The 13,569-nt window shown below is 58.0% G+C and carries 13 protein-coding genes; 6 read left to right on the top strand and 7 right to left on the bottom strand.

Annotation, left to right across the window (positions count from 1 at the left end; translation table 11 throughout):
- The first annotated feature begins 51 nt into the window (after positions 1–51).
- From ACID345_RS09360 to ACID345_RS09340, 5 genes are all read left to right on the top strand, one after another.
- The gene (locus ACID345_RS09360; protein ID WP_011522630.1) at positions 52–765 is read left to right on the top strand and encodes a zinc ribbon domain-containing protein; all 714 of its coding nucleotides are present in this window, start codon (positions 52–54) and stop codon (positions 763–765) included.
- Between the two features lie 97 nt (positions 766–862).
- Positions 863–2,143 carry a metal-dependent hydrolase family protein gene (locus ACID345_RS09355; protein ID WP_011522629.1) on the top strand — a complete coding sequence of 427 codons (1,281 nt, stop codon included), beginning with the start codon at positions 863–865 and terminating at the stop codon, positions 2,141–2,143.
- 90 nt (positions 2,144–2,233) lie between these two features.
- Positions 2,234–2,782, top strand: a complete 549-nt coding sequence (locus ACID345_RS09350) for an RNA polymerase sigma factor (RefSeq protein ID WP_011522628.1) — start codon at positions 2,234–2,236, stop codon at positions 2,780–2,782.
- The gene (locus ACID345_RS09345; protein WP_011522627.1) at positions 2,775–3,137 is read left to right on the top strand and encodes a hypothetical protein; all 363 of its coding nucleotides are present in this window, start codon (positions 2,775–2,777) and stop codon (positions 3,135–3,137) included. The genes ACID345_RS09350 and ACID345_RS09345 overlap by 8 nt, the downstream gene beginning before the upstream one ends.
- Before the next feature lie 102 nt (positions 3,138–3,239).
- A complete protein-coding gene (locus ACID345_RS09340) occupies positions 3,240–3,635 on the top strand; it encodes a DUF302 domain-containing protein (protein ID WP_011522626.1) in 396 nt (131 codons plus the stop codon).
- A 41-nt stretch (positions 3,636–3,676) separates the two neighbouring features.
- Here ACID345_RS09340 and rocD read toward each other — a convergent pair whose 3' ends face one another.
- From rocD to ACID345_RS09310, 6 genes are all read right to left on the bottom strand, one after another.
- Positions 3,677–4,885, bottom strand: a complete 1,209-nt coding sequence (gene rocD, locus ACID345_RS09335; protein WP_011522625.1) for an ornithine--oxo-acid transaminase — start codon at positions 4,883–4,885, stop codon at positions 3,677–3,679.
- A 69-nt stretch (positions 4,886–4,954) separates the two neighbouring features.
- Positions 4,955–5,863, bottom strand: a complete 909-nt coding sequence (pyrB, locus tag ACID345_RS09330) for an aspartate carbamoyltransferase (protein ID WP_041856498.1) — start codon at positions 5,861–5,863, stop codon at positions 4,955–4,957.
- A 56-nt stretch (positions 5,864–5,919) separates the two neighbouring features.
- Complete coding sequence (gene arcC, locus ACID345_RS09325; RefSeq protein WP_011522623.1) at positions 5,920–6,912, bottom strand: carbamate kinase; 993 nt, start codon at positions 6,910–6,912, stop codon at positions 5,920–5,922.
- 58 nt (positions 6,913–6,970) lie between these two features.
- Positions 6,971–7,942, bottom strand: a complete 972-nt coding sequence (argF, locus tag ACID345_RS09320) for an ornithine carbamoyltransferase (protein WP_011522622.1) — start codon at positions 7,940–7,942, stop codon at positions 6,971–6,973.
- A gap of 3 nt (positions 7,943–7,945) precedes the next feature.
- Positions 7,946–9,283 (bottom strand): cyclic 2,3-diphosphoglycerate synthase, encoded by a 1,338-nt coding sequence (locus ACID345_RS09315; protein ID WP_011522621.1) that lies wholly within the window; start codon positions 9,281–9,283, stop codon positions 7,946–7,948.
- 263 nt (positions 9,284–9,546) lie between these two features.
- Positions 9,547–10,254: a hypothetical protein gene (locus tag ACID345_RS09310; protein ID WP_011522620.1), complete on the bottom strand. Its 708-nt coding sequence runs from the start codon at positions 10,252–10,254 to the stop codon at positions 9,547–9,549.
- Between the two features lie 261 nt (positions 10,255–10,515).
- Between ACID345_RS09310 and ACID345_RS09305 the strand changes: the two genes are divergently transcribed.
- Complete coding sequence (locus tag ACID345_RS09305; RefSeq protein ID WP_011522619.1) at positions 10,516–11,463, top strand: phosphoesterase; 948 nt, start codon at positions 10,516–10,518, stop codon at positions 11,461–11,463.
- A 131-nt stretch (positions 11,464–11,594) separates the two neighbouring features.
- Here the strand turns inward: ACID345_RS09305 and ACID345_RS09300 are convergent, their stop codons facing one another.
- The gene (locus tag ACID345_RS09300; RefSeq protein ID WP_011522618.1) at positions 11,595–13,556 is read right to left on the bottom strand and encodes a S9 family peptidase; all 1,962 of its coding nucleotides are present in this window, start codon (positions 13,554–13,556) and stop codon (positions 11,595–11,597) included.
- Between the last annotated feature and the right edge of the window lie 13 nt (positions 13,557–13,569).

Genomic DNA, 13,569 nt, shown 5'->3' with positions numbered 1-13,569 from the left:
GCATGCTCAATCATTGCCGCCTCCAGAGACTTGCGATAACGTAAATCCGTCATGTCCTACATCCAGTTCACCGAAAACTACGACGATCTCTCCACGGACCTTGGGTACCAGTACAAGTTCTACTGCGACAAATGTCATAACGGGTACATGAGCACGTTCAAGCCTTCGGTGGTGGGCACCGCTGGGAGCCTGTTACGCGCAGCCGGCAACTTGTTCGGTGGCGCCATTAGCCGCGCGGGATCGGGCGCCTTTGAGGTCCAGCGCGCAGTCGGCGGCAAAGGTCATGACGATGCCCTTCACGCGGCCGTCGAAGAGATCAAGCAGCTCTTCAAGCAGTGCAAGCGCTGCGGCAAGTGGGTTTGTCCGGAGAATTGCTGGAACGCGACCAAGGGCTTGTGCAATGCGTGCGCGCCGGATATCCAGCAAGAACTCGCCGTCGCCCAGAACGAAGAGACGATCAACCAGATCCACCAGAAGCTGCAAAACGTGGACATGACCAAGAACCTCGACCTCGAGGGCGAGGCAGCCGGAACCTGTCCCAAGTGCGGCGGCAAGATCAACGGCAAGTTCTGCAGCGAATGCGGCACCGAAGCCATCGCCAAGACCAAGTGCGCGCAATGCGGAACCATGGTCAACGTGGGTACGAAGTTCTGTCCGGAGTGCGGTGGTCACATGGCCCCGGCTAAGCCGAAGTGTCCGCAATGCGGCAAGGAGTTCGATACCGCGCCCAAGTTCTGCGACGACTGCGGACATAAGATGGGGTGAGGCAAGTCCTTGGTGAGTTCAAAGCGCTAGGCGACATGCCTGACGCTTTTTGTTTTACAATCCGGCGATTCACAATTTCCCTGGAGTTGCCCTACTGATGAAAAGGCTGATTGCGGTTCTCTTGTTCCTCTGTACGCTTGCCTTCGCGCAATCCACTCCCAACAACGTGGTCGTCGTGAAAGCCGGCCATCTGCTCGACGTCAAAACTGGTCAGTACCAGAACAACGTCAACATCGTCATCGAGAGCGGCGTAATCAAGAGCGTCGGCTCAGGCGCTCCTCCGGCAGGCGCGAAGGTCATCGATCTCTCCAACGCGACGGTGCTGCCCGGACTCACAGACGCGCACACGCACCTCACCTATGACGCCGGCGATGTCGGCCTGAAGGGCCTGACGATCTCGCCGGAAAAAGAAGCTTTGAATGGCGCAGGAAATGCACGCATCACGCTCCTAGCCGGATTCACGACCGTCCGCAATGTTGGAGCGCGTGCTTTTGCCGATGTTGCTCTCCGTGATGCCATCAACGATGGCCACGTCCCTGGCCCGCGCATGCTCGTCAGCGGTCCGGCATTGAGCATCTCGGGCGGCCACGGCGATAACAATCTCCAACCCTGGGAAGACCACTCCTACGGCGACGGGGTTGCCGACGGCGTTGACGCCGTGCAGCACAAGGTCCGCGACAACATCAAGTACGGCGCCGACGTCATCAAGTTCATGGCCACCGGTGGCGTTATGTCGAAGGGCGATAACCCCGAGCACTCGCAGTACACGCTCGAGGAAATGAAAATGATCGTCAGCGAGGCGCACCGCTTCGGCCGCAAGGTCGCCGCGCACGCACACGGCGTGCAGGGCATTATGTGGGCGACTGAGGCCGGAGTGGATTCTATCGAGCACGGCACCTATATCAACGATGAAGCCATCGCGCTCATGAAGCAGCACGGCACCTACCTTGTCCCCACGCTCTATCTCACCGAGTGGCTGCCCGAGAACGCCGACAAGATCGGCATTCCGCCATACGTGAAAGCCAAAATGAATGTCGTGCTACCCCTGCTCCGCAAGAACATTTCGCACGCGTTCGCCAGCGGCGTGAAGGTCGCTTTTGGCACCGACGCCGCCGTTTATCCGCACGGCCTCAACGGTCATGAATTCAAGACCTACGTCGATCTTGGCATGACGCCACTCCAGGCCATTCAAAGCTCGACCATCGGCGCGCCCGACCTGCTCGGCATGACCGACAAGATCGGTACCGTCGAAGCCGGCAAGTTCGGTGACCTGATCGCCGTCACCGGCGACCCGTTGAAGGACATCACAGAACTGCAGAGAGTGAAGTTCGTGATGAAGGGCGGCGAGGTGTACAAAGACGAAATCCACGCCCACTAACGGTCGCTGAATGGGTACCCCACTCTAGCGCAGTTAGGGTGGGGTTTTTCTATTTGAACCTTTTGGCCTCGCCCAGCGACATATAAGCAGATGGATTCCGAGACTCGAACTCGCGACGAATGGCTGGCGCTCCGGTGCCAAACCAACGAAGACGGTGCTTACGACGCTCTCGTGTCCACCTTGGAAATGCCGCTGCTGTATTACGCATTCAAGCTCACCGGCAATCGCGACCGCGCACTCGACGTCCTGCAGGAAGCCTGGATTCGAGCCTTCCGGGGCATGCGCAAGCTGAAAGATCCTGGCTCGTTGCGCCCGTGGCTCTACAGCATAGTGCACGGCGTAGCGATTGACGACCTAAGACGCGGCAACCGTCGCGAAGCCGTTGAATCTCCGGAGTTGGAAACCGACGACATCGCCGAGCCGGCTTCGTTTGACGCCGACGATGCGCGCGCAATCCATGATGCCCTCGACAAACTCGAACCATCGCATCGCGAGGTACTGACGCTCTTTTTCCTCGAAGGCTTCACCGTCTCCGAGACCGCGGGGATCGTTGGATGCGCTGAGGGGACCGTCAAATCACGCCTGCACTACGCCAAGAAAGCTCTACGCAAGATCATGGATGGAGAAAACAATGCCTGAAAATCCAATGCAAAACCGACTGCTCTCGCAACTTCCTGACTCCGGCGAACTCGCCGACTACCGCAAGAAGGTCGCAACCATCGTGGAAACAGACCGCAGGCGGATCCGTGTTGAGCGCGTCATCGCCACGTCGTTCTGGATCTTCTGCGCCATCAGTGCCGCCGCGTACCTCTGGTTCGGCGACACCTGGTCGCAGCTCCCGCGCGCGCCGTTTCTCGCCTGCATCATGTTCCTCTGGGGCGGCGTGGAAGTGCTCAAGCACCATATCCACTCCGCCGAAGTCGAACTGCGCAAGGAAGTGAAGCAACTGCAGGTGCAGGTGCTGGAACTCCAGGGCGCAAAAGAGCGCGGATAGTTTGCCGGAGAGCGGCGGTCCCTCTACCCGCAATGGCCGCCGCTCTGTGAATCCTTCGCGTGACCGCGGCATCTTTCATAGCGCAATGAAGGAGCCGCAGCCATGAGTTCCCTACCGTCAAACGGCATGATCCACTTCCCGAGCGCCCGCTCCGCCACGGAGACTGTCTCGCGCATCCAGACCGCTCTCAAAGACAAAGGCCTCACTATCTTTGCTGTCATTGATCACAGCGGCGAAGCCGCGAGGGTCGGCCTCCAAATGCACTTTGCCCAAGTCATCATTTTCGGCAGCCCGAAAGCCGGTACACCTCTCATGGTCGCGGCGCCCACTCTGGCGCTCGATCTGCCGCTTAAGGCACTCGTATGGGAAGACGCCGACGGCAAGGTTTGGGTGAGCTATAACGATCCCGACTATCTGCGCGAACGCCATGGCGTCCCGAAAGGTCTAATAGCAAACCTCGCGGGCGCCGGCATGCTCCTCCAAAAAGCCGTGCAATAAGAAAGGGCTGCCGCAGCAGCCCGTCCCTTCGCGAAAGAAAACTACTTCTCAATCGCCTGTTTGATCCGCTCGAACGCCCAGTCAATCTCTTCCTTCGTGATGACCAACGGCGGCGCAATGCGAATAACGTGATCGTGGGTCTCTTTGCAGAGGATGCCGAGTTCCTTCAGCGCCTCGCAGTACGGCCGCGCCTGCACAGTCAATTCGATACCGATCCACAACCCGCGTCCGCGGACTTCCTTCAGCTTGTCACTCTTCAGCGTCTTCAGCTTGGCAAGGAAATACGCACCGAGCTCGGCCGAACGCTCCACCATCTTCTCGTCTACCAACGCCGTGAGTGCCGCGCGAGCCACCGCGCAAGCCAGCGGATTGCCGCCGAACGTGCTGCCGTGGTCACCAGGCTTGAATACTCCAAGGACTTCCTTGCTCGCCAGAACCGCCGACACCGGGTAGAAACCACCCGACAGCGCCTTGCCCACGATGATCATGTCCGGCTTGACCCCCTCATGCTCGTAGGCAAACAGCTTGCCGGTGCGACCCAGTCCCGATTGAATTTCGTCACACACAAACAGCACACGGTGATCGCGGCAGAGCTGCGCCGCCTCCTTTAAGAATCCATCCGGCGGCATCACGATCCCCGCTTCACCCTGGATCGGCTCCACGATGAACGCGCAGGTATTCGAAGTGATCGCGTGCTTCAATTCCTTCGCATCGCCGAACGGAATCACCTTGAACCCGGGCGTGAATGGCCCGAAGCCGTCGCGATACTGCTCGTCGGTCGAGAAACTGATAATGGTGACGGTCCGCCCGTGGAAATTGTTCGAGCAAACGACGATCTCGGCCTTTCCCTCCGGAATGCCCTTCACCTTGTAGCCCCACTTGCGCGCGGCCTTCACCGCCGTCTCCACGGCCTCCGCGCCGGAGTTCATCGGCAGGGCTGCATCCATCCCGCTCAACTGATGCAACTGCTCACAAAGCAGCGGAAGCTGGTCATTGCGGAAGGCCCGCGATGTCAACGTCACTTTCTTCGATTGCTCAAGTAACGCTTTAAGAATTTTAGGATGGCAATGGCCTTGGTTCACGGCCGAGTAGGCCGCCAGACAATCGAGGTACTTCTTCCCTTCAACGTCGTAGACCCAAACGCCCTCGGCGCGCTCGATGACGACGTCAAGGGGATGGTAGTTGTGAGCTCCGTATTTTTCTTCGAGCTCGATGAGTTCTTTCGTTTGCAGACTTTCCATGACTGCCATAGCTTACCAACTCTCCATTTTCAAGCTTAACGTTCAAAAGGCGCCGCAGCCAGCGGCGCCCGGAAATCTTTATCGATCTAAAAGCATCGTCAGCAGCGCCATCCTCACCACCAGGCCGTTGGCGGCCTGCCGGAAGTAGAACGCCCGCGGATCCGAATCCACGGTCTTGTCGAGTTCCACCGTGCGCGGCAGCGGGTGCAGGATCATCGCATTCGGTTTCAGTTTCGGCAGCACGCTTGAGTCAATCGCATAGCGCATTTGGCTCGCCACGCTGCTAACGCGGTCTGGCCGAATCCGCGTCTGGTACACGACGTCCACTTCGCCCACGACTTTATTGATGTCCGCCTCGATCTCGTACTTCACCTCATGACGGTCGAGGTACTCGAGAATGTCAGGCTTCATTTGCAATTCCGGCGGGCTGACGAAGTAGATCTTCACGCGATCGAACTTCGCCAGCAGATACGCCAGCGACCGAACCGTCCGCCCGCGATCGAGTTCGCCGATGAACGCCACGCTCAGTCCCTCAATAGGCCGTTCGCGATAGATGGTGAACAAATCGAGAAGTGCCTGCGTCGGATGCTGCCCGCCTTCGCCGTCGCCGGCATTGATGACCGGAACTGGCGACACTGCTGCCGCTCGCCGCGCCCCGCCTTCCTGGTTGTGTCGAATCACGATCACATCGCTATAGCTGCCGATGATGCGAATCGAATCCTCCACCTGCTCGGTCTCGATCGCCGACGAGAAATACCGCGCATGCTCGGTAGAGAGCACCCGTCCGCCGAGTCGATGCATCGCGGCTTCGAACGAGAACCGAGTCCGCGTCGAAGGCTCGTAAAACAAGCTGGCAAGGATGCGGTTCTGGTAGTCGAGCGTCCCGCCGCGCGCCACGATGCGTTCCATCAGCCGTGTGCGATCGAAGAGTTCCATCAACAAAGGCACAGTGAATTGTTGCGACTCGACGACGTGGCGGAGGTTCATGCTGGGACGACTGCTTTCTATACGAATTTTGGGCTCTTCGGTGATCTGCATCGCACTCACCCTTTCACCGGCATTTCAATCACGTTGTTGATGGTGGGCTTCTCGATCGTGTCCGCCAGGACGTGCGTTCCCGCGATTCCGGTCACCGCAGCGGTCAGATGCTCGAACGAAGTGATCACCGCCTCTTTACCGCCAGATTCGAGGAAGCGCAGCACCGACTCCACCTTCGGCCCCATGTTGCCGGGCGGAAAATGGCCTTCGTCGTAGTGCTTCTTCAACTCCGAGGCGAAGATCGCATGGATGGGCTTCTGGTCAGGCTTCTTGTAGTTGAGGTAAACGAAGTCGGTGTCGGTTGAAATCGCAAACAAGTCCACACCCATCTCGGCAGCCAGCAGCGACGAAGCACGGTCTTTATCAATTACTGCTTCCACGCCCTTCAGCGCACCGTTCTCGCGCATCACGGGAATGCCGCCACCACCGGTGGAGATCACCAAAACACCATCGTTAATTAGGTCGCGGATGACTTCCAATTCGAGGATCTCGATCGGCTCAGGAGAAGGCACCACGCGCCGATAGCCACGTGCTGCGTCTTCCACAATGCTCCAGCCCAGTGCACGCTTCTTCTCTTCCGCATCCGCACGCGAATAAAACGGTCCAATCGGCTTGGTAGGCTTCAGCATCGCCGGGTCCATCGCCGACACCAGCGTCTGCGTCACCACACAAACCACCGGCGTGTGAAGCCCCGCATCCTTTAGTTCGTTTTGCAACGATTGCGCGAGCAGGAACCCGATCTCGCCCTGACTGGCGGCACCACACACATCGAGTGTCTGGCTGTAGGTCACGTCGGACGCGCGCTCGGAGCGCAGCAATTGCGCACCGACCTGCGGCCCGTTGCCGTGGGTGATCACCAGGCGGTACCCAAGCTTCACCAGACCCACCATGGCGGCGGCCGTGCGACGGGTATTAGCGAGTTGTTCCTGGATAGTGCCTTTTTCGCCCGCGCGAATGAGCGAGTTGCCGCCTACTGCAATCAAAGCGGTCTTCGACATGAATTCACTTTCCCCGGCGGCGACCGGACCAGGTCAACGCCCACCGCCGGGGTCCCGTTTACTTCACCATCTCCACTTCGTGCAGCACGCCGTGCTCGTGCTCGACGGACTCGTCGCGCATAAGTTCCAGCATGATCGCCTTCTGTGCATGCAGCCGGTTCTCGGCCTCTGGGAAGACGAACGAACGTGGCGAATCGATGACCTCGTCGGTCACTTCATCGCCGCGATGTGCCGGCAGGCAGTGCATGAAGATCGTGTCCGGCTTAGCCTGCGCAAAGAGTTTCCCGTTCACTTGATACGGCAGGAAGATCTTCTTGCGCAGCGCAGCCTCGGACTCCTGGCCCATGCTCGCCCACACGTCGGTGTAGATCACGTCGGCGTCCTCTACGGCCGCCACCGGATCGTTGGTGATGGTGCAACTTCCGCCGGTCTCTGCCGCGCGCCTGGTCGCCCATTCGCGCGCCGCATGATCGGGCTCGTAACCATCAGGAGTTGCCACCCACACGTGAACACCGAGCTGTGCGCCGGCGAACATAAGCGAGTGCGCAACATTATTGCCGTCGCCCACGTAAGCCAACTTCAGCCCGGATAGGCGTCCTTTGGCTTCGAAGATGGTCATGTAATCGGCCATCGCCTGGCAGGGGTGACTGTAGTCGGTAAGGCCGTTAATGATCGGAATGGACGCGAATGCCGCCATGTCCTCCACGATCCGGTGCGCAAAGGTGCGAATCATGATTCCCTGCACCATGCGCTCCAGGTTCTTGGCCACGTCATACACGCCCTCCCGCTTGCCGAGGTTGATCTCAGCAGGCGAGAGATAGACGGAAAAACCACCAAGCTGCTGGATGCCCACGTCAAACGAAACCCGGGTCCGCAGCGACGGCTTCTCGAAGATCAACGCCATGGTCTTCCCGCGCAACGAGCGCGAGTAGGCCTGCGGCATCGCCTTAATGTGCATGGCGAGGTCGAGCAGATGCCGTATCTGCTGCGGCGTGAAGTCGCGAATCGAGAGAAAGTCGGATGCGAACATCGGCTATCTCCCCACCGCCACGCCCTTGTGCTCAGCGGTAAATTTATCGATCAGGTCGGTCAGTTCGTGTCCTCCCATCTCGACAGCTTCGTAGCTCACGCGGAGCGTTGGCTTCTCGATCTTGATCGCCTTTGCCAAGTCAATCGGCGTCGCAATCAGCACCAGATCGCACGGCGTGTTGGCGATCGTCAGTTCGAGTTCGTGCCGCTGCTGGTCGCTATAGCCCATGGCAGGCAGAACGCGTCCGAGATGCGGGAACTTCTCAAAGGTCTTCTTGATCGAGCCCACCGCGAAGGGACGGGGATCGACCATTGTCACAGCGCCGTAGTTCTTCGCTGCCACCACGCCAGCGCCGTAGGGCATTTCGCCGTGGGTAAGCGTCGGACCGTCTTCTACCACTAGCACGCGCTTGCCGCGAACTTCTTCCGCTGCCGGAATCGTGACCTTGCATGCAGTCTCAATCACCTGGGCGGTCGGATTGAACTTCGCGATGTTCTTCTTAACGATCTCGATGTTCTCGCGGTTCGCCGTATCAACCTTATTGATCACCAGCACGGTGCCGGCGCGGAAGTTCACTTCGCCAGGATAGTAGGTCAGCTCGTGGCCCGGACGATGCGGATCAAGAACAACGATCTCGAGGTCGCTCTTATAGAACGGAGTGTCGTTGTTGCCGCCGTCCCACAGGATGATGTCGCCCTCGTTCTCGGCGTTCCGCATGATCTCTTCGTAATCCACGCCTGCATACAGAACGCGGCCTTCCATGATGTGCGGTTCGTACTCTTCCCGCTCCTCAATCGTGCAATCATGCTTCACCAGGTCTTCCATGGTGGCAAAACGCTGCGAGGTCTGCTTCGCGAGGTCACCATACGGCATGGGGTGGCGAATCACGACCGGCTTCCAGCCGTGCTTCTTAAGTTCCTGCGCGATCTTGCGCGATACCGGGCTCTTTCCGCATCCGGTGCGGACAGCGCAGACGGAAATGACGGGAACCTTCGACTTCAACTCGGTGCGTTCCGCACCCAGCAACCAGAAATCAGCGCCGGCAGCCACAGCCCGCGAGGCCAGGTGCATCAGGGTTTCGTGCTTCACATCGCTATAGGAGAAGACCACCACATCCACGCTCTGCTCGCGAATGATCTTTTCCATCTGGTCTTCTTCAAGAATCGGGATCCCTTTAGGATAGTGCGGCCCTGCTAACACTGCGGGATAGGTCTTGTTGGCAATGTCGGGGATCTGGGTTGCGGTGAAGGCTACGACCTGAAATTCGGGGTTATGACGGAAGACAACGTTGAAGTTGTGGAAGTCCCTGCCGGCGGCGCCGAGGATCAATACCTTTTTCATGCGAAGTAGAAAGCGTCATTAGACCCATAATGTGGGGACACTTTTCTCCGCGTAGATGGTGCTTCCACAACAGGCCGAATGGCTGTGAGGCCTGTCACACAGCGGGGTGAGGTAAAACGGCTGCTGGCCTCGTATCAGGGCATCAATTTAGCGATGCCAATCAGACCCGTACCAGAAAAATGGCTTTAACCCTGCGGGAAGCGCCGCGCAACAATAAAGCGCGACCGAAGCCGCGCTTTTTTGCAATTCAGAACCAACGGCCTCTACCAGTGCGTCAGCAACATCTGATTGATCCAAACCGAAAAGTCCTTTTGCTGATAATTGCCGTCCATCTGAAACGCAACGCTGGTCTGGTATCCGCCGGGACTTGATTTTGGGTAATACGACTGGTTGATGTAATGTTTCGATCGGTTTAGCGTTACCGCCACGAAGTTCGCTTTCCCGTTCGCCCGCTTGAACTCCAGCGTCACATGGTTCCAGCTGTAAGCTTTCGGCGGCGCACACGCTATACCGGTGCTGATCCACTTGGCATTCTTCGTGTCCCATACGCGCCAGGTCCTGGTCTGGCGGTAGTTGCACTCCGTCCCGAAGACGTACCATTGGTTGTTAATGGAATCGTTGACGTCAAACTCCAGAGCCTGCGCAGCGGTTGGATCTTTCACATAAAACCAGAGGTCGTAGATGAAATTGCTCGACTGGCTGCCGCCGAGCCGCTTCCACCAGATCACATCGGAATAGGGAACACCGCCGCCAAGCCAGAACTGCGAGGCGCTGCCATTCAGCGAAGGCGACTTCACCTTCTGGGTCATCGAGTGCGGCGCGGCGTATCCGCCGGAGTCCTTATTGCCGCATGTAGTGCAGGTCAACCAGTTCGATTCGGCTTCCAGGTTCTTGACGGTGGTGGCCACGGCGGGCAGTGTACTTAGGATTGCAAGTAGCAGAAACGCAAAGCACAGGGAAACTTTCCTCATCCAGTATTACCTCAAAGGAGCAGCGAATTAAGACCTGCCCAACGTACCGTTTGTGCAACTCTGCCTCAATGAGGTTTTCTCCTGAGAGTGGGACTACGATCTTCTCGTAGTACCCCGGAATCCAAACTGATCTCCAACGTCTCGCTCTGCCGAATCCCGCATCTGACAAGGCTTTACAAACCAGCAGACACTTAGATCGGACAACCGGCAGTTCTGAATCGCAATCAGTGCTGGTTAGGAAAGAAGTTCTGGGCCCTGAAAATGCGATCCCTTCGTCTCGGCAGTATCCTCCTGTGCCTCCTTTCGCTGGCTGGTTGTCGTGGAATAGACCTCATCAATCAAGCTCCAGCACCGCTCAAACCCATAAAACCGGCGACCCACAAAGTCGTTCTCGTTGTTCTTGAGAACCAGCGCTACCAGGCGATCATCGGCAACGCGCACGCCCCGTATCTCAATCGTTTGGCCAACGAGTACGCGGTGGCGCAGAACTTCTACGCCGACGTTCACCCCTCCATCGGCAATTACTTCATGCTCACGGTCGGTTCCAGCGTGACCAACGATCTCAACTTTGCCCAGAAGGTTAGCGACGATAACCTTGCCCGCGAGATGGGCCAAGCAGCCATGGGATGGAAGGCTTATCTCGAAAGCATTCCGCGCGTCGGCTACCACGGTGACGGCCCTTACCCCTACGCCAAAACGCATAACCCTTATGCCTATTTCACCGACATCGCGCAGTATCACTTTGAGGCCAACAACATGGTCGGCCTCGACCAGTACACCGCCGATGTCACCAGCGATTCCCTGCCGTCCTTCGCGCTCCTCATCCCCGACCAAACCCACAACATGCACGACTGCGGAGGCGGTGGACGAAACTGCACCAATGATGACAAAGTGGCAGCCGGCGACGCATGGCTCCAGACGAACCTCGACCCGCTCTTCAACACGACGAGCTTTCAGTCAGGCAATACGCTACTGATCATCACGTGGGACGAGTCCTGGGACAACGATAACGACCATGGTGGTGGGCATGTTCCGGTGATCGTCATCGGAAAGAACGTCAAACCGCACTACGCCTCAACCACGTTCTATCAACATGAGAGCGTGTTGCGGCTAATATGCGAATACCTGGGATTGAAAAACGATCTTTCGAAGGCGGCGAACGCGCCCGATATGCAGGAGTTCTTCTCGGATCCCGGGACGGACTATTAGCCGATGGGCATCGCTTTCACCACAGAGGCACAGAGGACCCAGAGATTCTTTCAATTAAAAACCTCTGGGAACACTGAGCCTCTGTGTTGAAAAGAATGCTTGGATCACCGAAACGCGGCGCGGCAAAGCCACTATTTCTCCAGCAGACAGCTATTCACAAACATCACTGTCGCGTCGAACTGAAAATCCTGGTTCTTCTTCTTCGCGTAGCCGTGGCCTTCGTCGTTCGCCATCAGGAACCACGTTGGCGTTCCCTGGGCGTTGAGTTTGTCGAGAATCTGCCGCGACTCCGTCCACGGCACCCGCGGATCGTTCTTCCCCACCACCGCGAAGATCGGCTTGTGCATAGCGTCGAGATGGTTCATCGGCGCAATCTTCTCGAGATACTCGTGCATCTTAGGATCCCGCTCATCGCCATACTCCACCCGCCGCAAATCACGCCGATACGCTTCCGTGTGCTCAAGGAACGTCACCAGGTTCGACATCCCCACGATCGGTAGCGAACATCGGATCTTGTCGTTGTAGTACGCCGTCACCGCCCAAGTCATGTGTCCGCCGTAGCTGCCGCCGGTCACCATCACGTGGCTGGCGTCGAGTGCTGGCTGCGTGCCGATCCAATCAAACAGTGCGCCGATGTCTTTATATGTGTCCTCGCGCTTGAAACCGTTGTCCAGCTTTGTGAACGTCTTCCCGTATCCGGTGGATCCCCGCACGTTGGGGAAGATCAGCGCCACTCCCATTTCGTTGAGGTAATAGTTGTTGCGCCCGAGATAGCCCGGCCGTATCTGTCCCTCCGGTCCGCCATGGATATTGATGATCACCGGCCGCTTGCCCGGAAACTTCTTCGCATCCGGCTGGTAGAGAAAACCGCTGATCTCTTTTCCATCAAAAGTCTTCCACTTCACCAACTGTGCTTCAACGAAATTGCTGGCGTTCAGCCCGCCGGTTTCGCTCTCCGTCCAGCGCTCAACTTTTCTGCTGGCGACGTCTACCGAGTACACATCGGTCGGCGACTTTGCCGAGGTCACATTCACCGCGACGACGCGGCCATCGCGATGCAGCTTTGCTCCGGTGATGATCGCAATCGGCAATGCCGTCACCGACCGATACTTCCCTGTGGCCGTGTCCATCAGGTACAGCTTGCCGATCCCATTCTCGTTCGTCACGAACGCGAGCGTCTTGCCGTCCTCGCTGACATCGAATTCCTCGACGTCCCACTTGATGTCTGTCGTAAGGAACTTCGGCTTCATCGTCGCCAGATCGAAATACGCTAGCCGGTGGAACTCGGAGTCGAAATCGGTGGACACATAAATCCCGCGCCCATCGCGCGAGAACCGCGCATTGTCGTAGCTCACCTGATTTTCTGACGTCTGGTTGGCCGTGATTTGCTTCTTCTCGCCACTGGCAACATCCACCAGCCAAAGATTGCTCTCGTTGATGGACTTCCCTTCCACCAGCAGGATCTGCTTTCCGTCATGCGACCAATCTGCCGGGTCCCAGCCGCCGCCCTGCAACTGCGTGAGCAGCTTGTCCGTCTTCGGATCTGCCGTATCCATCACCCACAAATCGTTGTCAGCCCCGGTGCGTCGCGTCGAGGAGTACGCAATCCGCGTGCCCTCATGCGCGAAGACCATGCCTGTGTTTCGCGACTTCCCGTCCGTCAGCAGCGTGATCTCGCCACTTTGCACATCGAACCGATAGAACTGGAACCACTCGCCACCGCCAACATCTTTCGCGAAGACAAAGTAACGTCCGCCGGGCTCAAATTGGGCACCGAGCACGCGGTCCGGATAAAACGTCATCTGCCGTCGCTCCCCGCCTGGCGTCTTCACCCAATGCACCTGCGGCACATCCGCGAAACGCGTGGAGATCAACATCTCGTGCCGCTGCGGATGCCAATCCAAATGCGCTGCCGTGCGAAAGTCTCCGTAGCGACGTGTCTGCTCATCAATCGAAGTTGGAACCGGCGGAATATTCTCGAGGACGAGATTGTCCCCGGGCTTCACGGTGTCGTTCTGATTGGAAGCTGGCTGCGCGAGCGCGCCGAACGAGAGGGCAACGAGTGCTAGAGCGGTAAAGAAATGACGCTGCACATATCCTCCGAGC

The organism is Candidatus Koribacter versatilis Ellin345 (assembly GCF_000014005.1).
GTDB lineage: Bacteria > Acidobacteriota > Terriglobia > Terriglobales > Acidobacteriaceae > Korobacter > Korobacter versatilis_A.
This window is presented reverse-complemented; position numbering and strand designations above follow the sequence as displayed.

What these genes read in the sequence shown, in the direction of transcription:
- ACID345_RS09360 (WP_011522630.1), top strand. Translation starts at nt 52, where the DNA reads ATGTCCTACATCCAGTTCACCGAAAACTACGACGATCTCTCCACGGAC.
- ACID345_RS09355 (WP_011522629.1), top strand. Translation starts at nt 863, where the DNA reads ATGAAAAGGCTGATTGCGGTTCTCTTGTTCCTCTGTACGCTTGCCTTC.
- ACID345_RS09350 (WP_011522628.1), top strand. Translation starts at nt 2,234, where the DNA reads ATGGATTCCGAGACTCGAACTCGCGACGAATGGCTGGCGCTCCGGTGC.
- ACID345_RS09345 (WP_011522627.1), top strand. Translation starts at nt 2,775, where the DNA reads ATGCCTGAAAATCCAATGCAAAACCGACTGCTCTCGCAACTTCCTGAC.
- ACID345_RS09340 (WP_011522626.1), top strand. Translation starts at nt 3,240, where the DNA reads ATGAGTTCCCTACCGTCAAACGGCATGATCCACTTCCCGAGCGCCCGC.
- rocD (WP_011522625.1), bottom strand. Translation starts at nt 4,885, where the DNA reads ATGGCAGTCATGGAAAGTCTGCAAACGAAAGAACTCATCGAGCTCGAA.
- pyrB (WP_041856498.1), bottom strand. Translation starts at nt 5,863, where the DNA reads ATGAACCTCCGCCACGTCGTCGAGTCGCAACAATTCACTGTGCCTTTG.
- arcC (WP_011522623.1), bottom strand. Translation starts at nt 6,912, where the DNA reads ATGTCGAAGACCGCTTTGATTGCAGTAGGCGGCAACTCGCTCATTCGC.
- argF (WP_011522622.1), bottom strand. Translation starts at nt 7,942, where the DNA reads ATGTTCGCATCCGACTTTCTCTCGATTCGCGACTTCACGCCGCAGCAG.
- ACID345_RS09315 (WP_011522621.1), bottom strand. Translation starts at nt 9,283, where the DNA reads ATGAAAAAGGTATTGATCCTCGGCGCCGCCGGCAGGGACTTCCACAAC.
- ACID345_RS09310 (WP_011522620.1), bottom strand. Translation starts at nt 10,254, where the DNA reads ATGAGGAAAGTTTCCCTGTGCTTTGCGTTTCTGCTACTTGCAATCCTA.
- ACID345_RS09305 (WP_011522619.1), top strand. Translation starts at nt 10,516, where the DNA reads ATGCGATCCCTTCGTCTCGGCAGTATCCTCCTGTGCCTCCTTTCGCTG.